This window comes from uncultured Chloroflexus sp. (assembly GCF_937951745.1).
Classification (GTDB): domain Bacteria; phylum Chloroflexota; class Chloroflexia; order Chloroflexales; family Chloroflexaceae; genus Chloroflexus.
The window spans coordinates 13,871-35,654 of the sequence record NZ_CALFBQ010000048.1; the positions used below are offsets into that span (position 1 = coordinate 13,871).

Below are 21,784 nucleotides of genomic sequence, written 5' to 3' on the forward strand. Positions count from 1 at the left end.
CGTAATTGGCGTTGAGGTGAGCGGCAAGCGCCGCTAACCGGGGTGGAACCGCGCGTCAGGTGTGATGCGTCCCCGAGCGACATGTTCGCCCGGTTTTTTTTATTGTGTGCGAAGGAGGAATCGCTGTGCCGGCTACATCACTCGATCAGATTGTGGCGCTGGCCAAGCGTCGCGGCTTTATCTTCCCCAGCAGCGAGATTTATGGCGGGTTGCAGGGGGTGTATGATTACGGCCCGCTCGGGGTTGAATTGAAAAATAATATCATCGCCGATTGGTGGCGCACCAACGTCTATGAGCGCGATGATATGGAGGGTCTGGATGCCGCGATCTTGATGAACCGGTTGGTCTGGAAGTATTCTGGTCACGAAGAGACCTTCAACGATCCGCTAGTTGATTGCCGTGTGTGTAAGATGCGCTGGCGCGCCGACCATATCGACGGCGTTTGTCCCAATTGCGGTTCGCGTGATCTCACCGAGCCGCGCCCGTTCAACATGATGTTCCGCACCCAGATCGGGCCGGTGGCCGATAGCGGCTCGTTCGCGTATCTGCGCCCGGAAACCGCGCAGGGCATTTTTGTGAATTTTGCTAACGTGCTCACCACCACAGCCCGCAAACTGCCGTTTGGGATTGCTCAAGTTGGCAAGGCGTTTCGCAATGAGATCAACCCGCGCAACTTCCTCTTCCGCGTGCGCGAGTTCGAGCAGATGGAGATTGAGTATTTCGTGATGCCCGGCACCGACGAAGCTTGGCATCAGCGTTGGCTCGAAGCGCGGTTGGCGTGGTGGGAGCAGATCGGCATTCCGCGCCGTCGGATCACGATCTACGATGTGCCCGCCGATGAGCTGGCTCACTACTCGAAACGCACCTTCGACCTGATGTACGACTATCCCAATATCGGTGTGCAAGAGATTGAGGGGATTGCCAATCGCACCGATTACGATCTCGGCTCGCACAGCAAGGATCAAGATCAGCTTAACCTGACCGCGCGCGTCAATCGCAACGAGGATAGCATTGCCCGCCTGACCTACTTCGATCAGGCTAGTGGCCGGCACGTGGTGCCGTATGTGATCGAGCCGTCGGCAGGGGTGGGGCGTGCTATGCTGGCGGTGTTGTGTGAAGGGTATGCCGAAGAGTTGACCAAAGCCTTGCCGGATGACAAGCTAGTGATGGTTGGCGAGGCGCTGCAATCGTTCCTCAAGTCGGTTGGTCGCAACGAGAAGATTAGCGCCGAGTCACGTGATGCAATTCTGGCCCGTGGCGAAGAACTCAGCCAAGCGTTGGCCGAGCGGTTGCCCGAAGTCGAGCAGTTGCTGGCGATGCCGGGAGCGGATCAGATTGAGGTGGGCAAGAAACTGCGCGGGCAAGCCCAACCGCTGATCGACGAGCATTACCGCACTGTCTTGCGGCTCAAGCCGCGGCTGGCGCCAATCAAAGCGGCAGTCTTCCCGCTCAAGCGCAACCACGACCAACTGGTCGCCACCGCCAAAGAGGTGCGCCGCCGGTTGCAGCTTGGCGGCGAGATGCGCACCGTCTACGACGACACCGGCGCGATTGGCAAACTCTACCGCCGGCAAGACGAGATTGGCACGCCTTTCTGCATCACAGTCGATTTCGACACCATCGGGCAGGGCAAAGACCCGGCCTTGGCCGACACAGTCACGGTGCGCGATCGCGATACCATGACTCAAGAGCGGGTGCCGATCGCCGAACTCGAGGCATATCTCCGCGACAAGCTTCGCGTATAGCTCCCGGTAGCACCGCGTGGCGGTACAGTTTGTATGACCGTGCGGCGCTACAGAAGCCAATGGTACACTACGGTCTGGCCGGCCCCATCGGTGATCTGTACCGCTATCTGGCGGCTCAGGCTGATGGCCGCCGGATCGTGATAACTAAACTGTCGCCATGCGCGCGGGCCAAGATCGCTAGCGAGGGTGGCTGGATGCCACGGCCCATCGTCAACCGCCAATGCCACGCGGGCAATGCCCTGCCCCGCCGACCATGCCACCCCGCGTAGCGGTTGGCGATTGTTTCCTTGGATGACCTCACCGAGATTGAACAGCCGGCAGTCAATGGCTAACGAACCATCGCGGTGCGCGGCAGGCGGCGCTGCTTCGGTTGAGATCAGTGTGATTCGCTCGATCCATTTCATCCAATACGCGCCAGCCCAGCCGGGCACAACCAGCCGTACCGGCCCGCCGTGCAGTGCCGGCAGCGGTTGGCCATTGACCGCATACGCCAGCATCGCATCTTGCCAGAGTTTAGCAAGCGGGACATAACATACCTGCGGCTGCGTACCATAGCTCGAACAGGCGGCAAAAGCCGCCTGCGGCTTGACGCCGGCAGCTTCCAGCAAGAGCGCAACTGGCACGCCGATCCACTCGGCGTTGGCAATCGCGGCGTAACTATCGTCGCTGCCATCATCGCGCCCAATGAGTACTGCAAAGAAGCTGCTGACCGGTTTGTGGAGCAGGTCGTGGTAATCAATTACCAGTGGATGCCGGACGAGCCCATCAATCGTTAATTCCCAAGTGGCTGCGCTAAGATCTGGTATCGGTTGCTGGTTGCGCGCAAAGAAGTGCTCAATGCTCGTCACTGTTGCATCGAGGATCGCAAGTGGTGGGTCAAGGATCAGCGGGTGGTCGGAGCGCTGGCGGAGCCGGTTGTCTTTGACCAGCGATTGGATTGGCGAGGTGAACGGGAACGTCTCAAGTGACATACGAGCATCCGTTAGGTTAGAGTGCTTGGTCAACTACCGGCAGTATAGTGGCGCCGGCTGCAAAAATGATGACAATTACCGGTGTCGAGACTACAAAACGTTTAGCCGTGCTGGTCAATTTGACGAGGGATGAAAGGTTACGGTATAGTGTTCATACTGTGAGTATTCAAAATACAAAATCACAACACGTTGCGTGACGCTAGCTTCACAGCTCATGGTCGGGCCTGATTTCAGCAGCGTTCTAAGGTAACGTTGCTGCGATGAGTATCTGCGCAACGGTAGTCAGCGGCGGCAAGGGGTAAGCGATGCCTTCACAGAAACAGCCCCTCACCATTGAGCTAGCTCTGCTGGGGTTCGTGCGACAGCGCCCCATGCATCCGTATGAATTATTTCAGCAAGTTCAAGCGTGTGATGGGTTAGGCTGTATCTGGCGAATTAAGCAAAGCCATCTCTACGCCGTGCTTGATCGGCTTGAAGCGGAAGGATATCTCAGTTGCCATCTCGAAGGACAGGGCAGCCGGCCACCGCGCAAAATCCTCTCGTTGACCGAGCAGGGTGAAGCCACCTTTACCGAATGGTTAAGCACGCCGGTGCCGCGTGGCCGTGACATCCGGTTGGAATTTTTGGCCAAATACTACTTTGCCCGGCGTGAAGGGCCAGTCGTAGCGACGCAGTTACTGACGCGGCAGATTGTTTGTTGCCGGGATTGGCTGGCTGAGTACGAGGCTAAAAGCAAGGGATTGCCAGCCGATTCGTTTGAACGGGTGGTATTACAGTACCGCATGGGCCAGTTGCAGGCTGTGTTGGTATGGTTGGAAAAATGCCAACAGTCGGTAGAGGTGATTGAAAGCTAAGAGGAACGGTGGTATGACGCAATCATTGAGCATATTGTTGCTCGCACTTTGGATGTTAACCGCCTGTGGTGCATCCCAAGCGACTGCAGCTACCGAGATTACGGTTGCGGCTGCCGCTGATCTTACTCCAGCGTTTCAGGAGATTGGGCCGCTGTTTACCGAACGCACCGGTATTCAGGTGGTATTCAATATCGGCTCAACCGGCCAGCTCGCCCAACAGATCGAGCGTGGCGCGCCGTTTGATGTGTTCTATGCGGCGAATAAGAGCTTTGTCGAAGATTTGGCGGCTAAGGGGGCAGTCGATGAGTCGTCAATGACCATCTATGCCCAAGGCCGGATTACGGTCTGGACGCGGGCTGATCAGGCGTTGCAACTGCAGCAGCTTACCGATCTACTCGATCCGGCCTACCGGCGGATTGCGATTGCTAATCCAGAGCACGCGCCGTATGGTCAAGCGGCGCGTGAAGCGTTGGAACGGGCTGGGATATGGGAGCAGATCAAAGACCGGCTGGTGTTTGGCGAGAATGTGGCCCAAACTTTGACGCTAGCTGATACCGGCAACGTCGAAGCGGCGATCGTCGCTCTCTCGCTGAGTGTGCAGAGCAATGGCCATTGGGTGCTGATCCCGGCTGAGTTGCATCCTGATCATCCGCTGATTCAGATGGCGGCAGTTGTGACTAGCTCGAAGCAGTATGAAGCTGCTCGCCGGTTTATGGAGTTTGTCAATAGCCCGGAAGGGCACAAGATTATGAAGAAGTACGGCTTCATCTTGCCCGGCGAGATTATTGAGCCAGCGAGGTAGCGAGTATGAATTGGCCGGCGTTTTGGTTGTCATTGCAAGTAACCGCCTTTGCGACTTTTTTTATCTTTGTGATTGGGTTACCAATCGCTTTGTTGCTTACGCGCACCGCGTTCCCCGGCCAGATTGTGGTTGAGACGTTGTTAATGCTGCCGCTCATTTTGCCGCCGAGCGTGATTGGCTACTATCTCTTATTGGCGCTGGGTCGGGGCAGCCCGATTGTGGAATGGTTTCAGATCCGCATCTTGTTTTCGTGGCCGGCAGCAGTAGTGGCGTCGGTGGTAGTAGGGTTGCCGCTGATGATCCAGAGCAGCAAAGCTGCACTGGCGAACGTTGATCCGCGGCTCGAACAAGCGGCGCGCACGTTGGGGGCCGGCGAACTACGGATCATTACCCAGATCACCTTACCGCTGGCGCGGCGCGGGATTGTGGCCGGCATCGTGTTGGGAGGCGCGCGGGCGCTGGGCGAATTTGGCGCTACCTTGATGGTGACGGGTAATATTCCCGGCCGCACACAAACCTTGCCGGTCGCGATTTATGATGCAGTGCAAGCGCAACGGTACGCTGACGCCAACTTGATGGTATTGGTCATGACAGCCGTAGCCTTTGTGGGCTTATGGTGGGTGCGTCAACTGGAACGCCCGCGCCAAGCGCCATCCGCGACGCAGATCACGACGTAGGAGGAGACAGATGCAACCGCGCTTGTCCGTTGATATCCGGCGCCGGCTCGATCATCTGACGCTACGCATGCAATTTCAGGTTGAGGCCGAAATCCTCGTGTTATTCGGGCCGTCAGGCGCGGGCAAGACGCAAACGTTGCAGGCGATTGCCGGTTTGATGACGCCGGATGCGGGTGTGATCAGCCTCGGCGATACAATGTTGTTCCGCCAGCGTCAAGGCGAACCGCCGATCAACCTCCCGCCGCGCCGGCGCCGGATTGGCTACGTCTTCCAGCATTACGCTCTCTTCCCGCACATGACGGCGTTAGAGAATGTTGCGTTTCCGTTAGGCAATAGCACGCAGGCCCGCCGCCGCGCTTACGAGCTGCTCGATCGCATGCATCTGGCCCATCTGGCCCAGCGCAGACCCCATGAGTTGTCAGGCGGGCAACAGCAACGGGTGGCGATTGCGCGCGCTTTGGCGACCGACTCGCCCGTGATTTTGTTCGACGAGTCATTTTCAGCGCTTGACCAGCCGGTGCGCGACCAGCTCCACGCCGATCTGCGCGCGTTGCAAGCCGAACGCGGTCTGATTGTGATCTACGTCACCCATAATCTCGATGACGCCTTTGCGGTTGGAAGCCGGATCGCGATTGTACGCGAGGGCCAGATCGAGCAGATCGGGCCGTTAGCCGAGGTCTGCCGGTATCCGGCCAATGTGCGGGTGGCGCAGATTCTGGGCATAGCCAATGTAATTACAGCGCAAGTGATTGGCATTGAGCTTGAGCGAGTCTGGCTTGATTGGCAGGGATGGCGGATCGCCGCCGCGTTGCCGGCGCAACCGCCGGCGCTAGGTGAGATGGTCACGGCCTTCATCCGGCCCGAAGAAATTTGGTTGGTCTACCCCGATCGTCCGCTGTCCCGGTTTGCCAATCACAATCTCTTGCCGGGCCGGATTGTCGAGCAGTGGCCGGGCCGGCGGTTATTTCAGGTGCGGATTGCGGTTGGTGGGGCGATGCTAGAGATTGCCCACCCCTACACCGCGTATGCTGATCTCGGTATCGCGGCAGGGAGCGAGGTCCAGATCAGCTTCCAGCCGGAGAGTGTTGTCATTGTGCCAGCAGTAAGCCACGCCACGCATGATTTACGATCTCACCCGCCCGATCACATCCGGCATGCCGGTATATCCGGGTGATCCGCCGGTACAAATCACACCGTTGCCTAACCCGCCGTGGCAGATCAGCGCGCTGCAACTCGGCAGTCACAGCGGCACCCATCTTGATGCGCCGCGCCATCGCTTTGCCGGCGGAGTCGGAATTGATGCGATTCCACCTGCGCGGCTGGTTGGTCCGGGAATCGTGATCGATGCCGGCGGGTATGAGGCCAATGCACCGATCGGGCCAGAGGTGTTGGCTGGCGTGGCGTTGCCGGCAGGCCTGATGGTTCTTATCCGCACTGGCTGGGAAGCGTATTGGGGCACTGATGTGTATGCTCGTCATCCGTATCTGAGCGCTGGATTGGCGCAGGCGCTGGTTGATGTTGGCGTGACGTTGGTGGGGATCGATGCCTTCAGCGTCGACTCAACCGTTGATGGCAACGATGCCGCGCACCTGACTCTCTTAGGGAACAACATCCTCATTGCCGAAAATCTCTGTAATCTGGCTGCATTGGAGTGTGGTACACGCTATACCTTTGCGTTCCTCCCCCTTCCCCTCGTGCAGGCTGACGGCGCACCGGCGCGAGTGCTGGCTTGGCGCGAAAAGTAAACTATTTTTTAACTGCAAACACTCTTCAAATTCGATTTAGTTCATGTTATGCTAATTGAGCGTAATCTGTTTTCTGTGTTAGAATATAATTTACGCTACAAGATAACACGGTTAATAGATTTTTTTGTAATAGTGCTGGTTGTTCTTCGATGATAGTTTGATTATTAAGAGTGTAACATGTGAATGGGATAATTGTATTGCAACGTCTCTTTAACATTTTTTATCATGCAGGATACACCCGAACAGAAGTTTCAGCGCTTTGAACACCAACGCCGCCGAATTTACCAAATCGCCGGTCTGTTCAGTATCGCTTTCATGTCAATTGATGTGTTTGCTATTAGTTCTTCCGAGTTGTACCAATCGTGGGCAGAACGTTGGGTGCATTTGACCAACAACCTGTTTATGGCTGTCTGCGCGCTGTTGCTCATCTGGATGTTATCTCAGCGCCGCTATCATCTGGCGTTTATCGAACGACTCGCCTTCTTCTTGTTCACCTTCGATTCGCTGTGTTAAATAGTTTGGTACCGTTACTATTTGGCCAAACGCTAGCGCAACGTTGGCATGAGACGAGATGATGTATGGTTGATCATGGTGGTATGCGCGCTCGCGTTTCACCTATTTCGCTATCAAATCGCGATGGCGTTTACGATCGGTTTTTACGGTCTTTCGACAGCAATGGTGGCCGGTCAGATGTGGTTCGCGAGTATGCAAGGCGCTGATCTTGCAGCGGGGTGGCAAGCGTTGCAAATCTTCGGTTCGGCAGCGGTATTGCTGGGGTTTATCGATGTGATGAGCCACTACCGGAATGCAGGCGCAACAATTGCAAACCGAATACGCATTGATGAAAGAGTGGGCGTTATTTGATGGCTTGACCGGGATTGCCAACCGGTGCCGCTGCGAACAGGCGTTGCGAGAGGCGATGGCGCGCGGCAAGCGTTACGGTGGCCGTTCACCATTTGCCTATGGCACATTGACTACTTTAAGCAGATCAATGATACCTACGGCCACGAAGCAGGTGATTACGTGTTGCGCCAGATAGCCCAAGTAGCCCGCTCTCAAATCCGCGCGGCTGACACGGTTGGCCGGTGGGGTGGGGAAGAGTTTTTCTGACTGTTGCCACATACCCGGTTGCCTAAGGCGCAGCAGTTGGTTGAGCGGCTGAGGCATGAGATAATGTCAGTAATTGTAATTGGCGATCGTCCGGTCACTGCTAGTTTTGGTTAGCTGAGTATTGCAATAATGATCTGGCCAGCTTGTTGGCGCGGGCTGACGAAGCCTTATACACGGCCAAATCCACCGGACGCAATCGAGTGTGTGTGAATGCTCCGTTGGCAAGCCTGCCTGTTGCGTTCCTGTAATGCGTGACCTCTACCATTGTCTTGTTCCGTGTCTAATGTGTTGCGTTATGAGTCTGTAGGAGGCGGAGCATGCAGAGCGAATCGCTGCTGGTGGTACAAACTTGCTCTCATAGATAAAGATTTCGGTGTCATTTCTCCTCCCAACCCTATGCCAAATCAGGTATAACAAATGGGAATAGTTTCACAGGTTGCTCAAAACTCAACGTTAGTACATTAGTACATGGTAAGGTGAATTGTCCTCTAATCAGCATCACTTCGTTGGCGTAGCATTGGCTAAAGTTCCAATACCTCATCGTTGCTGCGGTGGCGAAGCCCCTTTCTGCTATGCAAACCGTCATCGAACAAGAACGCGGACGCTTCGACCAACAACGTCGCCGTACCTACCAGATCGCCGGTTCGCTGGGTGTCTTGATGGTGGCGCTCGATGTTGTCAAGCAGAGTCTTGATCACATCCAACCATTGTCTGTGCGCCTCATTTACATCGCCAACGATCTGTTTCTGATCGCGGTTTCCCTCCTCGTGATCTGGATGGTCACCACCCGGCGCGGTAGATTAACGACCGTTGAACGGCTAATGTTTATGGTGTTTGCTGCCGAGTCGTTGTTATTTAACGGGATCGTACCGCCGCTCCTGCTCGGCCAAACACTGGAATTGCGTTGGGAGCAGACCGTTAATGACGATATCTGGTTCTTGCTCATGATCTGTACGCTCGGTTTTCATCTCTTCCACCATCGTACTAGCGTGATGATAGTCACCGGTTTGTACGGCCTCTCGGTGGTCATTCTTGGCGGTCAAATCCTGTTCAGTCTGCCACATGAACCGGTAGAACTGGGGTTGTACTCGTTACAAGTGTATGGTATGGGCGCGATCTTTCTGTGTTTTATCTATATTGTCAGCCGTTACCGGGCACAATCCCAGCAGTTGCAGATCGAGTATAAGCTGATGGAAGAGTGGGCATTTGTCGATATGCTTACCGGGTTGGCCAACCGCCGGCGTTGTGAGCAGGAGTTGCAAGAGGCGATTGCGCGCCATCAACGGTACGGCGAACCATTTACGATCTGTCTGTGGGATATTGATCACTTTAAGCAGATCAACGACACCTATGGCCACGAAGGCGGCGATCAGGTCTTGCGCCAACTTGCTCGCTTGGCGCGCAACACGATTCGTTCGACCGATGTCGTTGGGCGGTGGGGCGGCGAAGAGTTTTTCCTGCTCCTGCCCTGCGTGCATCTCGCTGAAGCTGAGCAACTTGCTGATCGTTTGCGCCATCATATTATGGGGCAAACGGTGATCAGCGATCGCGTCGTCACAGCGAGTTTCGGTTTGGCCGAATATCACCCAAGCGACGATCAGGCCAGTATGCTGGCGCGAGCGGATGCTGCCCTGTACGAGGCTAAATCGGCCGGACGCAACCGGGTAGTCGGCGCAGGATTCGCTTCTGTGCTCGTATGAAACAATCGCAATCTAGCCGCCCAAGCGTTTCAGGCATCCAGTTCGCTCAAGTGGCGTAGTGCTGTGGCCGGGTGGTGCCAGCTATGTCGGATGCCGCTCCTTACCTACACTGGCAACCGTTTTTCTCCCCACTTGTCTCTGGTGGTTGCGAACGCAGCACACATTACCCACGAGCGCGGGCCGATCGCTTCAGGGTTCGTTCCGCCATACACAGGAGCTTGCTGTGGAGGCAACGCCCTCTCGTACTGGTCAATGGGAGGGTTATAGCGAGTCGGGTGCAGTGCGGCGCGCATCACTGCCGATTAGGCTGGCAGCGCTATGGTGTCGGCCAACCTGCGACAGCAGATGAGGGTGATCTGGTGGGTGTGGGAGCACGCGAATTGATGAGTATCGCGGGCTAGTGAGTTGCTCGGCGTCATTACTGGTGTCAATCGACATAACCGCGTGTCGCGGAATCGGTTATATCTGCAATCGATGCTATAATAACTACTACGCTGAACAAGCAAGGGGTTGGGTATGAGCATCGAGCAGATTGTTGCCGGGTGCGTAGTGCAGCTTGAGAGTATCCACATCGCGCGCGAGCGCGCGATCGCAGCGACCCGCGTTTTAGTGCGGCAGAGCGCCAACAGTATTCGCGCCGCCCATCGCGGCGATTATACGACGGCCCGCCATCTCTTAGCGGTTGCCGAGGGGGTAGTAGCCGAACTCAATGACGCTACCGCCGGCGCGCCCGAAGTGCGTTACGCCGGTTATACCCAAGATGCGCTCAAAGAGTATGCTGAGGCGCACTTAGTGCTGGCCTTTCTTGCCGGTGACGAGCCGCCAACCGGTGAAATGATTGGCGTTGAGCCAGCGGCCTATCTCAATGGTCTAGCCGAGGCGGCAAGCGAGCTGCGCCGGGCGATTCTCGATGGCTTGCGTCGGGGCGAGGTAGCGCGTGGTGAACAATTGCTTGGCGTGATGGACGATATCTACAGCGCATTGATCACGGTCGATTTTCCCGAGGCGATTACCGGCGGTCTGCGGCGCACCACTGATGCGCTGCGAGCGGTGCTTGAGCGTACTCGTGGCGATGTGACGGCGGCGATCCGGCAGGAATATTTGGTGACGGCGATGCGAGCGTTGGAAGCACGGCTTGAGTAGCTGGCAATCGTGAGGGCATGATGCAGGTTGATCAGGAAGCGCAGGGTCGCCGCAATAAAGTAGTGAGCGCTGCCGATGCTGTGCGCGTGATCTGCAGCGGTGATACGGTGGCGACGGGTGGGTTTGTCGGCACCGGCTTTGCCGAAGAGATCGCGATCGCCTTGGCGGAACGGTTTCGCGCCACCGGTCAACCGCGTGATCTGACTCTCGTCTATGCGGCTGGGCAGGGCGATGGGAAAGCGAAAGGGTTAAACCATCTCGGCCTACCCGGTTTGGTGCGCCGGGTCATTGGCGGTCACTGGGGGTTAGTGCCGGCCTTGCAACGCCTTGCTGTCAGTGGGCAGATCGAAGCCTATAATTTGCCGCAGGGCGTGATTACCCACCTCTACCGTGACATCGCCGCCGGCAAGCCGCGCACCATTACGCGCGTCGGCCTCGGCACATTTGTCGATCCACGCATTAGCGGCGGTAAACTCAACGAGCGCACCCAAACTGATCTGGTTGAGCTGATCACGTTTGATGGCGAAGAGTATCTAGCCTATAAGACCTTCCCGATCAATGTTGCCATCTTGCGCGGTACAACCGCCGATATCGAAGGCAATATCACCATGGAGCGCGAGGCGCTGACGCTGGAAGCGCAGGCGTTGGCGATGGCCGCTCACAATTCCGGCGGGATCGTGATCGTGCAGGTCGAGCGGTTGGCCCAGCGTGGTACCCTTTCGCCCCGTCACGTCAAGATTCCCAGCATTCTGGTCGATTGTATCGTCGTTGCGAGCCCCGAACATCATTGGCAGACCTTTGCCGTGGCTTACGATCCAGCGCTGAGCGGTGAGATTCGGGTGCCTACCGAGCTGTTGTCGCCGATGCCACTCAACGAGCGTAAACTGATCGCGCGCCGGGCGGCATTTGAACTACAGGCTAATGCGGTGGTAAACCTTGGCATTGGTATGCCGGAAGGGATTGCGGCGGTAGCCGCCGAAGAGGGCATCTCCGATCTGTTAACGCTCACGACCGAGCCGGGGGTGATCGGCGGCATTCCGAGCAGCGGGCTCAATTTCGGTACTGGTATCAATACCGATGCGATTGTCGATCAACCGGCGCAGTTTGATCTGTATGACGGCGGCGGGTTGGATCTGGCCTTTCTCGGCTTGGCGCAGGCCGATGCGGCGGGCAACCTTAACGTCAGCAAATTTGGCCCGCGGCTGGCTGGGGCTGGCGGTTTTATCAACATCAGCCAAAATGCGCGCCGGGTGGTGTTCGTAGGCACCTTTACCGCCGGCGGCTTGCAGGTGGACGTCCACGATGGGAAGCTCCAGATCGTACAAGAGGGGCGTGAGCGCAAATTCGTCGAGCAGGTCGAGCACATTACCTTTAGCGGGCGCTACGCGGCCAAGCGAGGGCAGTCGGTGCTCTATGTGACCGAGCGCGCCGTCTTCCGGCTCACTCCCGATGGCATTGCGTTGTGCGAGATTGCTCCCGGCATTGACCTTGAACGCGATATTCTGGCCCAGATGGCGTTCCGCCCGGCGCTGGCCGCCGATGTGCGCTTGATGGATGCGCGCATATTTCGGGATGGGCCAATGGGGCTGCGGGCAGAACTAGTTGGGTTGCCGCTCGAACGGCGCTTTAGTTATGACCCGCACAGCGGCATTCTCTTTATCAACTTCGAAGGTCTGCGCATCACCCGGCCTGAACAGATCACCGCGATTGCCGATCACGTTGACCAATTGGCGCGCCGGGCCGGCCAACGTATGGCGGCGGTGGTCAACTACGACAACTTCAGCATTACGCCTGAACTGTTGCTAGAATATAGCGCCATGGTCGCGCATTTGATGGAGCGGTATTACACCCACGTCACGCGCTATACGACGAGCGCCTTTTTGCGCATGAAGATCGGCGACGCCCTGACGGCGCGTGGGGTAGCGCCGCATCTATTCGAGCAGCAGGAAGAGGCGTTACGCGCGTTGCACGTGTTGCCAGCCACGGATGCCGGTTAAGTGCAGGCTGTGCCTTCAACCGGCATCAACCTTCCCCATCGGTACCTGAATCGCCACCGTGGTACCCGGCCCAGCGCCAAATTGCAAGGTGGCCCCGATCTGGCGGCAGAGGCCCTGCACCAATTGCATACCAAGGCTGCCGCCGCCAGTGTTGACCGTGGATGGCATACCGATGCCGTTGTCGGCAACCTCAACGCGCAATGTATCACCGTCTTTGTGTAACCGTAGGCTGATCGTACCGTCTTTCGTGCCATGGGGAAAAGCGTGCTTGACGCTATTCGAGACCAACTCGGTGACAATCAAGCCCAACGCAATTGCCTGATCGATATTGATGCTAATGCCGTGGCTCACTTCGCTGACCAGCCGGATCGGGCTGCCCCGCATACTGAGTGAACGCCAGACGCTGGTGGCGATATTTTGCAGATACTCGCCAATATCGATATGGGCCAGACTCTCTGAGCGGTACAGTTGCTCATGCACTATCGCCAAGGCACGAATGCGGTTTTGGCTATCTTGAACTGCGGCGCTGACCCGCTCATCGCTGATATTCTCGGCTTGCAAGCGCAAGAGACTCGACACGATCTGCAAATTATTTTTGACCCGATGATGCACCTCGCGCAGCAACAACTCTTTTTCTGCCAGTGCGGCGCGCAGTTGGGCGGCAACCGCTTGCGGCCCTGACAAATCGGTCACTACAGCACACATATTGGCTTCGGTCTCGTCACGTAGGGCGCGCAACGAGATCTGCGCTGGTCGCTGCGAGCCATCAACCGCTTGCAGCGTGATTGGGCCTTTGCTCGAACCGGCGGCGCCAGCGGAGAGCAATTCAGCGCAGAGGAGCCGGTCAGCCGGCGCGACCAGATCGAGTAACGAGCGGCCAGTCAATTGGTCTTGGGGCAGACCGGCCATTTCAGCGAACTTGCTATTGCAATAGAGAATGGTGCCATCGGCCAGTAGGGTCAAGGCGCCTTCATTCATGGTTTCGACCAACACCCGGTAGGGATGTTCGGCGCCGCGCAGGGTATAGATCAACGGGCCGCGCGGCCCATCAATCACCAGCGCATCAGCCTCACCCATCTGTAATGCCCGCACCAACTCTTCCAATTCAGTGAGGCGCGCTTGAAGGCGAGCAATCTCGGCTGGACTCATCTGTGGCTCATTTCCCATACGGCACTTCCCTATGTATTCGCGCGAGGGTGTATGGGGGCAACCCCGTGTGTTGCCGGTACCACGCTCGTGAAGCGACACTCCTCAATCATCATCGGTCAGAATATTCAACGCAGCAGCCACTCGCGGCCAATCCGACGAACGCAATTCACCGATAAACGCCGTAGGCGGGCCGGGTTCGACAACCAGCAGTGTCGGTGTCGCGATAATGTGATCTTCGCGCGCCCGATCGGGCTGTTGGTAGACATCAATTACCTCAAGCCGGTAGCGACCGGGCATATACCGCTCGCACAACCGGCGCACCGTGGTAATTGCGCGGGTCGAGCGGCTGGTTGCGCCGGCGACGTACAACCGCAGCAATGGTACAACTGGCTGATTGGTGATATCCATCGGCTCAGCTCCCTGTATGTCGCCGGGGTGTTAGATCCAGCCCAACCAGCACCCGTTCCGTATTCGAGAGATCGCCAACGATTTTGCGTATCGGCGGCGGCAACTTGCGCACCAAGGTTGGAATAGCCAGAATATTATCGCTAATCGCTCGTTCGGGTTCGTGATGCAAATCGATCACGTGAACCCGATAGCGATTATGCAGGTATTGGTCACAAATCCGGCGCAAATTAGCGACTGCGAGCAGACTTTTGGGAGTCTGTCCGGCAATGTAGAGCCACAGATCATATTCATACTCCGGCGCTTCATCTGCCATCGCTACCCTCTTGAGTAGAGTCACGGTACCGGCTGGTCGCGAGCCGGCTCTGGATCTGCGCGCGTGCGCGTGCTTCCGATAGGTCGGCTGCCGCGTTCATCTCGTCATCGAGCGCAGCCAACTCGGCTTGCAACGCCTCGATCTGTAATGCCAACAGGCGCTGTTGCAAGGCGTAACGACGCTGGCGCTGGATCGCTTCCCGCTCGTGCAGTTCCTGTTCGTGCCGGAGCCGCTCTTGTTCGGCGATGCGGGCAGCGCCAATCAACACCGTCTCACCGGCGGCGTAAATTTCCACCAATCGCAACCCGTGCGCATCCATCACCAGCTCGCGCACCTGATTGGAATGGCGCATGCCGCGGGATTTGAGCACCAGCAAGCTACGGTTGCGTTCGCCGTTGGTCTCGTGGTTGCGCAAGACGATCCACGTATCGACCAGCGATGAAATATTGACCTCACTCTGGGCAGGATCGGCGCCGGCATTGGTTAAGCTGGTAGCGAGGGTGGTGACACCCAACGACTTAAGGCCATCGAAGAGGCGGAACAGCATCGTCGTAATATCAACCGGACGGCTGATGGTATGAAAGCCGGTGATCGGGTCGATCACTACGGCGCGCGCGCCGCTCTGTTCCACCGCTTCGAGCAACGTGATCAAGTGGGTCTCTAAACCGGCCAACGAGGGCCGGCTACTGATGATCTGCAAGAGGCCGCGATCGCGCCATTGTTGCAAATCAATCCCGATCGAGCGCAGATTGCGCACGATTTGATCGGCTGATTCCTCGAACGCGAAGAAGATCGCCGGTTCGCCGCGGGCGCAGGCAGCGGCGACAAACGATGCGCCAAGGCTTGTTTTGCCCGAACCGGTCGGGCCGCTTACTAGAATGGTGGAGCCGCGGTAATAGCCGCCGCCATCGAGCAAGTGGTCGAGATCGGGAAAGCCGCTTGAGATGCGTTCAGCGGAAACCGGATACCTCAGCGTAAACGAGGTGATTGGCAGCATAGTGATGCCATGTGGCCCGATCGTAAAGGGATACTCATTGACGCCGTGAGAAGAGCCGCGATATTTGACGATGCGGGCATAGCGGGTCAACACATGCTCGGTAATCCGGTAGTCGAGCAAAATGACGCAATCAGCCACAAACTCTTCGATCCCAAAGCGGCTCAGGCCTTGCCCGGAACGTTCGGCGGTAATTATGGCGGTCAGGCCGCGCTGGCGCAACCAGCGGAAGAGACGTTGCAATTCGCCGCGCAGAATGGATTGATTGCCAAACGCGCTAAAGAGGGTTTCAATCGTATCGAGCACGATCCGTTGTGCCCCAATGCGATCAATCAGCAGGCCAAGCCGAATGAAGAGGCCTTCGAGATCGTACTCGCCCACCTCTGCTATTTCACCCTGCTCAAGCGAAATCTGTTCGAGCAGCAACAACCCGCGCTGTTCCAAATTGGCGACATCAATAGCAAGGTTCGCCACATTCATACGCAAATCAGCCGGGCTCTCTTCAAACGAGACAAAGAGGCCGGGTTCGCCGTAGAGCGCCGCGCCGCGGACCAACGTTTCAAACGCGAGCAGGGTCTTGCCACAGCCAGCGCCGCCGCAGATCAAGGTCGTCCGGCCTCGCGGCAGACCGCCGCCGGTGATGTCATCGAGACCACGAATCCCAGTTGGCGCTTTAGGCAAGTTCGTGATGGCGGCAGGAAATTCCACCAACGCTCCTCTTCTCTACAACAATACCGGCTCCTCCCCGTCATGCGCGGCGGCGACGAGTGGCATCATTCATCAGTCGGATCAGCGCGGTTCATCACCTTGGCCATATGCTTGCCAGCTAACGCGCCGAACCCCAGACTAGCCAATTCGGCAATCATTGCTGCCAACTGGTAGCCGCTGCCCTGTGCTGGATCGGGATGGTACAGGCTCAGTACGCCAATCACCTCATCGTGTTGCCGGATGGGTAACGACATCCGCTCGCCGAGCAACCCGTTCGGGATAAAATTGCATACATGGCTATCGCCGGCCAGACTCAACGCCCAGCGCCGTTCTCCCCAACACGAGCAGCGCGGTACCGGCCGGTGAACGAGTGGTTCACCCCAGTGACCAACCGGATGGACAAGATCGGTGGCAGGGTTGTAGATCAACAAAGAACCACGATAGCCGTGTAACAAGTTCGCGCCAGCGGTAATGATGGCCGCATAGATCTCTTGGCGCGAGCGCGCTGCGTTAAGGGTATGCGCGAGCGTACCGAGAGCGGTGAGTGCCTGTTCACGCTGTTCTAGCAACGATTGATTAGTTTGTAATCGGCGTTTCGCTTCTTGCAACTGGTTGATTGCCCGTTGCCGTTCACTGACATCACGGAACACGATCACGACACCCTCATTTGCACCGTCAGCGCCGGTTATTTGGGCTACGGTATGCTCAACCAGCAAGCGATCGCCATTCCGGGTCAGGAGCGTGACCGGGGCTGGCAAGCCATTTACCGAATCGGGATGGGGCGGCGTGCTATCAGCCGGCAAGCCGGTATTGGTGGCAACCAAGGTATAAATGCGCGCCAAGGGCCAACCGATAGCCTCCTCGGGGGTAATGCCCAACAAGCGCGCAGCCACCGGATTGACAAAGGTGATCCGGCTTTGCGGATCGGTGACAATTACGCCATCGCCGATGCTGGTCAAGGTCGTGCGGAGATGGCGTTCGCTAGACTGCAGGCGCCGTTCAAGCCGGTACTTATAAGCGGCGACGGCAATAGCGACCTCAAGCTCGCGTTCGTCAAACGGTTTAAGCAAGTAAGCCCATGGTTCAGCGAGGAGCGCCTCGCGCAAAGTCTGATCGTCGGCGTGCGCAGTCAAAAAGACGACCGGCACCCCCCAACGGCTGTAAATCTGGCGTGCGGCTTCAATGCCGTCCATAGCCCCGCTGAGGCGAATATCCATCAAGACCAGATCAGGCGGTTGCCGCGCCACCGTAGCCAACGCCGCTTCACCACTTGTCACCACATCGGCGACCGAATGGCCGATGCGCCGCAAGGTCTGGCTTAGGTCTTGGGCAATGATTAATTCATCTTCGACGATCAACACCCGCATGTGTTTTCTCGGAGCTTAGCAGCAAAAGTGGTTCGTTGTACTGCTAGTATACCGCGTTATCTGTAGTTGTGTTGCAGAAAGATCTCTGGCCAGATCCGTACAATGATGACAAGTATCGCTAACGCGACGACTTGCGACCCGCGCACCTGACCCGGCAAGAGCCAGCCGGTGGCGGCAAATCCTTCGCCGATCAACGTACCGGCGGCGAGCAAAGCGCTGACAGTGAGAAAGAGCATGCCGTGCGGTTGCGACTGGCGGTAACGCACCCGCCAGACAACTAAGGCGATTAGCGCCGTGAGCGCAGCGTAGAGTTGGGTAGGGTGGCGCAATTCACCCCACAGATTGATCGCCCATGGCACTTCAGCCGGCAGACCGTAACCATCGCCGCTGGCCAATTGGGCGATAGCATGGGTGAGGACGGCGAGGGCGATTCCCGGCGTGAGCGCATCGAAGGTGGGCCACAACGGCCAGCGTTGTCGCCAGAGCATCACACTGCCGATTATGATGGCCGTCGCCACGCCGGCTAGCGGAGAAAAGGCTTGCAAATCACGCGAGAGCAAGGCCCACGGATCGGCTACATAGCTCGGCCATGCCATCAGCGCATAGCCGAGGCGCGCGCCGATGACACCGGCCAGCATAGTGATAAAGATGATCATCTCGAGCCGGTCGCCGTTAAGCTGCTTGAGGCGGGCAGCGCGTCCGCTGACTTGCAAGATGAGCCAGCCGCCTAGCAGCAGGATTAGGCCGGGTGTGTACAAGGCAAAGGGGCCAATGTTGAGCACTGGAAGCATAAGGTTTCGGTAGCGTATACGTTACACTGAGCGGCAACAAGGTCTGTTACGTTTGGCTGCTTGATGAAGCAGTCATGCGCAGCGCGGCCTATTCACCGAGCAACGGTTCGATCACGCTGCGCAGGCTAGCTTCGCTGAGCGGCCCGCCAAAGAAGACCTCCCGGATGACACCGGTTCGATCAACAATGAACGTGGTCGGCAGCATCCGGATGCCATACCGCTGGCCGGTCTCGCCGTTACGGTCAAACACGATCGGAAAACTCAGTCCGAACTCGCGTTGCATGGCCGCTACTGCGCCTTCATCGTCTTGCACCGTGCTATTGACGGCCAGAATTGTCAAGCCACGCTCGCCTTCGGCTTGATAGATCTTTTCCAAGGTGGGCATTTCGGCCCGGCAAGGGCCGCACCAACTGGCCCAGAAATTAACGATCACCACCTGACCGCGCAACGCCGACAGCGCCAGCGTCTCGCCATTGGCCAGCGGCAAGGCAATGGCCGGTGCGATAAAGCCCGGTCGTGGGCTCACCGTTACCGACGGCAGATCCGGCGGCCGGCTGATGACAATCCAGCCTACGCCAGCGATCATGAGAATAAGCGTTAACCAATCACGCTGGGTCTTGTTCATAACGTACATCGCCTCAAGCGACGGCCCACCGGGGCGTCGCAGTAATCGGGTGACGATAACAGATCGTTGCGGCGGTACTGTCTGCGACAGATACGCTAATTTATGGTATCATATAACGAGTCTGTGACCAACACAGCGTGTAACTCTCACCGATATGATAAAGTCACGCGCACATGTAGGCGCATTGCCGCCGCCAACTGCGCTACAGCGCCGCCAACAAAGCGCACTGTAAGCACAGCTTCCCGCTCTCGTTATTGTGGTTGAGTCTGCCAGTCCGACACGCCATTGCTCGGCAAGGCGCACTGTTCGTTGGGCGCGCCGGTGCGTCATGGCAGCAACGGGCGCCATTAGAGTCGCAGAGCCTTCTGGAACAGGAATATGGAAACGCTTGAACTGTCGCTGATCACGCCACGGGTTACCCTCATTGCAGCGGCTGAAAATTATGGCCGCTTCGCCATCGCGCCGCTGCAACGCGGCCATGCCTCATCGCTCGGGAATGCGTTGCGCCGCGTGTTGATCTCGTCAATCCCCGGCGCCGCTATTACCCGGATTAAAGTGGCGGGTGTGATTCATGAATTTACTGCTATTCCCGGCGTCGTAGAAGACGGCACCCAGTTGGTGCTCAATGTGAAAGGTATTCGGCTGCGTTCGTATAGCGATCGGGCAGTGGCGTTGCAGTTGGTTAAGCATGGCCCCGGCCCCGTGTTTGCAGGTGATATTGATACTCCTAGCACCGTCGAGATCGTGAATCCGCAACACTACCTTTGCACGATTGACGATGAGAACACAACGCTCGAAATGCAGTTGACGGTTGAGCGTGGCCGGGGGGTGCAGTTAGCCGATACAGTGAGTGGCATGCCGATTGGCGAGATTGCAGTTGATGCTCTTTTTAGTCCGATTCCGCGGGTCAACTTTTTGGTGGAAGAGATGGGTGATGATCCACTCACCGGCTACGATCGGCTCATTCTTGAGATTTGGACTGATGGCACCATCAAGCCGGGTGATGCGTTGAGCCACGCTGCCCAAATCTTAACTCAGTATTTTGGCCGGATTGTGAGCTTGAACCAGCCGGAAGAGCCTGAACAGCAGCCCAACCTGCCGCCGCCGATCCCGGAAGAGATTGCCAATCGCACGATTGATGAGCTTGGTTTAAGTACTCGAACCTACAACAGTTTGCGCCGTGCGGAGATCCACACCATCGGGCAGTTGTTGCGCCTTGATGATCGTGGCCTTATGGGGATTCGTAATTTGGGTGCGAAGGGGATTGAAGAGATCCACCATCGTCTTGAGGCGCTCGGCTATCGTTCGGGTGAAGCTGCATCCGGCCGATTGCCCGACTCATCCGCCGACCATACTACTCCGCCAACCGGTGCAATCCACGCAGAGGAGTGATAAGACACGCAATGGATGACAAGCGTATGACGACAGGTACTCCCGAATCAGCCGATAAGACGCGCCGGCGCCGGCGCCGGGTGAATGGTGATGCGGGGTCATCAGCCGGGAGCGAAGGTGTGCTTGCTGCGCCGGCAACAACTGCTGTGGTCGAAGAACCGGTGACAATGCAGGGTTCCGGCTTACTGGAAATCGTTCCCGAAGGCCACGGCTTCTTACGTAATCCGCGGCTGAGCCCCAGCAACGATGATGTGTACGTGGCGCAATCCCAGATCCGCCGCTTTAATCTGCGCACTGGCGATATGATCGAGGGTCGTGTGCGCCCGCCCAAAGAGGTTGAACGTTACCCCTCGTTGCTCTATGTCGAGCGGATCAATGGCCTGCCAGCCGAAATGGCCCAGAAGCGACCGTTATTCGAGCAGTTGACGCCGATCCATCCCAATGTGCAGATTGTGCTCTCGACTGAGCCGAATATTCTCCCGACGCGCATTGTTGATGTGATTGCGCCGATTGGTCGTGGCCAGCGCGGTTTGATCGTTGCTCCGCCCAAAGCTGGGAAAACGATGTTGCTCAAGGCGATCGCCAATGGTGTGACGACCAATGCGCCTGATATTCAGCTCATTGTGCTCTTAATCGGCGAACGGCCCGAAGAAGTAACCGATATGCGCCGTTCGGTGCAGGGTGAGGTGGTGGCCGCCACGTTCGATGAGCCGGTCGAGCAGCATATCAAGGTGGCCGAATTGGTGCTCGAAAAGGCCAAGCGGCAGGTGGAGCACGGGCGCCACGTGGTGATTTTGATGGATTCGCTCACCCGTCTGACCCGCGCCTATAACATTGCGATGCCGCCAAGCGGGCGCACGCTCTCCGGCGGTGTTGATCCGGCGGCGCTCTACCCGCCCAAGCGGTTTTTCGGTTCAGCGCGTAATATCGAAGATGGCGGCTCGCTCACCATTATCGCTACCTGCCTCGTTGATACTGGTTCGCGTATGGACGATGTGATCTACGAGGAGTTCAAGGGTACCGGTAACATGGAGCTGCATCTCGATCGTAAGCTGGCTGAGAAGCGCATCTTCCCCGCAGTTGATATCCAGCGTTCGGGCACCCGCCGCGAGGATCTGTTGCTCGATCCGGTGACGCTGCGTCAGAGCTGGATGCTGCGGCGAATGGTCAGCATGGTTGGCGAGAATGAAGGCGCTGAGTTGATGCTGACCCGAATGGCCAAGACGAAGAATAATGCTGAGTTCCTTGCGTCGCTGGGCAAAGTTGGCTCATAATCACCTCGCTGTAGGTGCG

General features: G+C 57.4%; 22 protein-coding genes. 14 read left to right on the forward strand and 8 right to left on the reverse strand.

What is annotated here, in order from left to right:
- The first annotated feature begins 125 nt into the window (after positions 1 to 125).
- Complete coding sequence (locus Q1A59_RS11955; RefSeq protein ID WP_299645018.1) at positions 126 to 1,745, forward strand: glycine--tRNA ligase; 1,620 nt, start codon at positions 126 to 128, stop codon at positions 1,743 to 1,745.
- 47 nt (positions 1,746 to 1,792) lie between these two features.
- On the opposite strand, the gene Q1A59_RS11960 is transcribed toward Q1A59_RS11955, so the two are convergent.
- Positions 1,793 to 2,716 (reverse strand): molybdopterin-dependent oxidoreductase, encoded by a 924-nt coding sequence (locus Q1A59_RS11960; protein WP_299645019.1) that lies wholly within the window; start codon positions 2,714 to 2,716, stop codon positions 1,793 to 1,795.
- A 305-nt stretch (positions 2,717 to 3,021) separates the two neighbouring features.
- Here Q1A59_RS11960 and Q1A59_RS11965 point away from each other — a divergent pair, with 305 nt between their 5' ends.
- From Q1A59_RS11965 to Q1A59_RS12015, 11 genes are all read left to right on the forward strand, one after another.
- Entirely contained in the window at positions 3,022 to 3,570 is a 549-nt protein-coding gene (locus tag Q1A59_RS11965) for a PadR family transcriptional regulator (RefSeq protein ID WP_299645020.1), read from the forward strand.
- Positions 3,571 to 3,583: 13 nt separating this feature from the next.
- Positions 3,584 to 4,372 (forward strand): molybdate ABC transporter substrate-binding protein, encoded by a 789-nt coding sequence (gene modA / locus Q1A59_RS11970; RefSeq protein ID WP_299645021.1) that lies wholly within the window; start codon positions 3,584 to 3,586, stop codon positions 4,370 to 4,372.
- Positions 4,373 to 4,377: 5 nt separating this feature from the next.
- Positions 4,378 to 5,049, forward strand: a complete 672-nt coding sequence (gene modB, locus Q1A59_RS11975) for a molybdate ABC transporter permease subunit (RefSeq protein ID WP_299645022.1) — start codon at positions 4,378 to 4,380, stop codon at positions 5,047 to 5,049.
- A 10-nt stretch (positions 5,050 to 5,059) separates the two neighbouring features.
- Positions 5,060 to 6,223 (forward strand): ABC transporter ATP-binding protein, encoded by a 1,164-nt coding sequence (locus tag Q1A59_RS11980; RefSeq protein WP_299645023.1) that lies wholly within the window; start codon positions 5,060 to 5,062, stop codon positions 6,221 to 6,223.
- Positions 6,168 to 6,794: a cyclase family protein gene (locus tag Q1A59_RS11985; RefSeq protein WP_299645024.1), complete on the forward strand. Its 627-nt coding sequence runs from the start codon at positions 6,168 to 6,170 to the stop codon at positions 6,792 to 6,794. Before Q1A59_RS11980 ends, Q1A59_RS11985 begins: the two co-directional genes overlap by 56 nt.
- A gap of 225 nt (positions 6,795 to 7,019) precedes the next feature.
- Positions 7,020 to 7,307 carry a hypothetical protein gene (locus tag Q1A59_RS11990; RefSeq protein WP_299645025.1) on the forward strand — a complete coding sequence of 96 codons (288 nt, stop codon included), beginning with the start codon at positions 7,020 to 7,022 and terminating at the stop codon, positions 7,305 to 7,307.
- A gap of 48 nt (positions 7,308 to 7,355) precedes the next feature.
- Complete coding sequence (locus Q1A59_RS11995; RefSeq protein WP_299645026.1) at positions 7,356 to 7,658, forward strand: hypothetical protein; 303 nt, start codon at positions 7,356 to 7,358, stop codon at positions 7,656 to 7,658.
- Positions 7,659 to 7,682: 24 nt separating this feature from the next.
- Entirely contained in the window at positions 7,683 to 7,904 is a 222-nt protein-coding gene (locus tag Q1A59_RS12000) for a GGDEF domain-containing protein (protein ID WP_299645027.1), read from the forward strand.
- 572 nt (positions 7,905 to 8,476) lie between these two features.
- Complete coding sequence (locus Q1A59_RS12005; RefSeq protein WP_299645028.1) at positions 8,477 to 9,604, forward strand: diguanylate cyclase; 1,128 nt, start codon at positions 8,477 to 8,479, stop codon at positions 9,602 to 9,604.
- A gap of 516 nt (positions 9,605 to 10,120) precedes the next feature.
- A complete protein-coding gene (locus tag Q1A59_RS12010; protein ID WP_299645029.1) occupies positions 10,121 to 10,747 on the forward strand; it encodes a haloacid dehalogenase in 627 nt (208 codons plus the stop codon).
- 17 nt (positions 10,748 to 10,764) lie between these two features.
- On the forward strand, positions 10,765 to 12,744 hold the full coding sequence (locus Q1A59_RS12015) for an acyl CoA:acetate/3-ketoacid CoA transferase (protein ID WP_299645030.1): 1,980 nt from the start codon (positions 10,765 to 10,767) through the stop codon (positions 12,742 to 12,744).
- Between the two features lie 15 nt (positions 12,745 to 12,759).
- Here the strand turns inward: Q1A59_RS12015 and Q1A59_RS12020 are convergent, their stop codons facing one another.
- From Q1A59_RS12020 to Q1A59_RS12050, 7 genes are all read right to left on the reverse strand, one after another.
- Positions 12,760 to 13,911, reverse strand: a complete 1,152-nt coding sequence (locus Q1A59_RS12020) for a histidine kinase dimerization/phosphoacceptor domain -containing protein (RefSeq protein ID WP_299645031.1) — start codon at positions 13,909 to 13,911, stop codon at positions 12,760 to 12,762.
- An 84-nt stretch (positions 13,912 to 13,995) separates the two neighbouring features.
- Entirely contained in the window at positions 13,996 to 14,301 is a 306-nt protein-coding gene (locus tag Q1A59_RS12025) for a circadian clock KaiB family protein (RefSeq protein WP_066783387.1), read from the reverse strand.
- A gap of 4 nt (positions 14,302 to 14,305) precedes the next feature.
- The gene (locus Q1A59_RS12030; protein WP_299645032.1) at positions 14,306 to 14,614 is read right to left on the reverse strand and encodes a circadian clock KaiB family protein; all 309 of its coding nucleotides are present in this window, start codon (positions 14,612 to 14,614) and stop codon (positions 14,306 to 14,308) included.
- A complete protein-coding gene (gene kaiC, locus Q1A59_RS12035) occupies positions 14,604 to 16,316 on the reverse strand; it encodes a circadian clock protein KaiC (RefSeq protein WP_299645033.1) in 1,713 nt (570 codons plus the stop codon). The genes Q1A59_RS12030 and kaiC overlap by 11 nt, the downstream gene beginning before the upstream one ends.
- 65 nt (positions 16,317 to 16,381) lie before the next feature.
- On the reverse strand, positions 16,382 to 17,683 hold the full coding sequence (locus Q1A59_RS12040) for a response regulator (protein ID WP_299645034.1): 1,302 nt from the start codon (positions 17,681 to 17,683) through the stop codon (positions 16,382 to 16,384).
- A gap of 56 nt (positions 17,684 to 17,739) precedes the next feature.
- Positions 17,740 to 18,474, reverse strand: a complete 735-nt coding sequence (locus Q1A59_RS12045; protein ID WP_299645035.1) for a prolipoprotein diacylglyceryl transferase — start codon at positions 18,472 to 18,474, stop codon at positions 17,740 to 17,742.
- A gap of 88 nt (positions 18,475 to 18,562) precedes the next feature.
- Positions 18,563 to 19,099, reverse strand: coding sequence for a peroxiredoxin (locus Q1A59_RS12050; RefSeq protein ID WP_299645036.1), 537 nt, complete (start codon positions 19,097 to 19,099; stop codon positions 18,563 to 18,565).
- 378 nt (positions 19,100 to 19,477) lie between these two features.
- Between Q1A59_RS12050 and Q1A59_RS12055 the strand changes: the two genes are divergently transcribed.
- Both Q1A59_RS12055 and rho read left to right on the forward strand, forming a co-directional pair.
- Positions 19,478 to 20,491 carry a DNA-directed RNA polymerase subunit alpha gene (locus tag Q1A59_RS12055; RefSeq protein WP_299645037.1) on the forward strand — a complete coding sequence of 338 codons (1,014 nt, stop codon included), beginning with the start codon at positions 19,478 to 19,480 and terminating at the stop codon, positions 20,489 to 20,491.
- A gap of 26 nt (positions 20,492 to 20,517) precedes the next feature.
- Complete coding sequence (gene rho, locus Q1A59_RS12060) at positions 20,518 to 21,765, forward strand: transcription termination factor Rho (RefSeq protein ID WP_299645038.1); 1,248 nt, start codon at positions 20,518 to 20,520, stop codon at positions 21,763 to 21,765.
- Positions 21,766 to 21,784 lie beyond the last annotated feature (19 nt).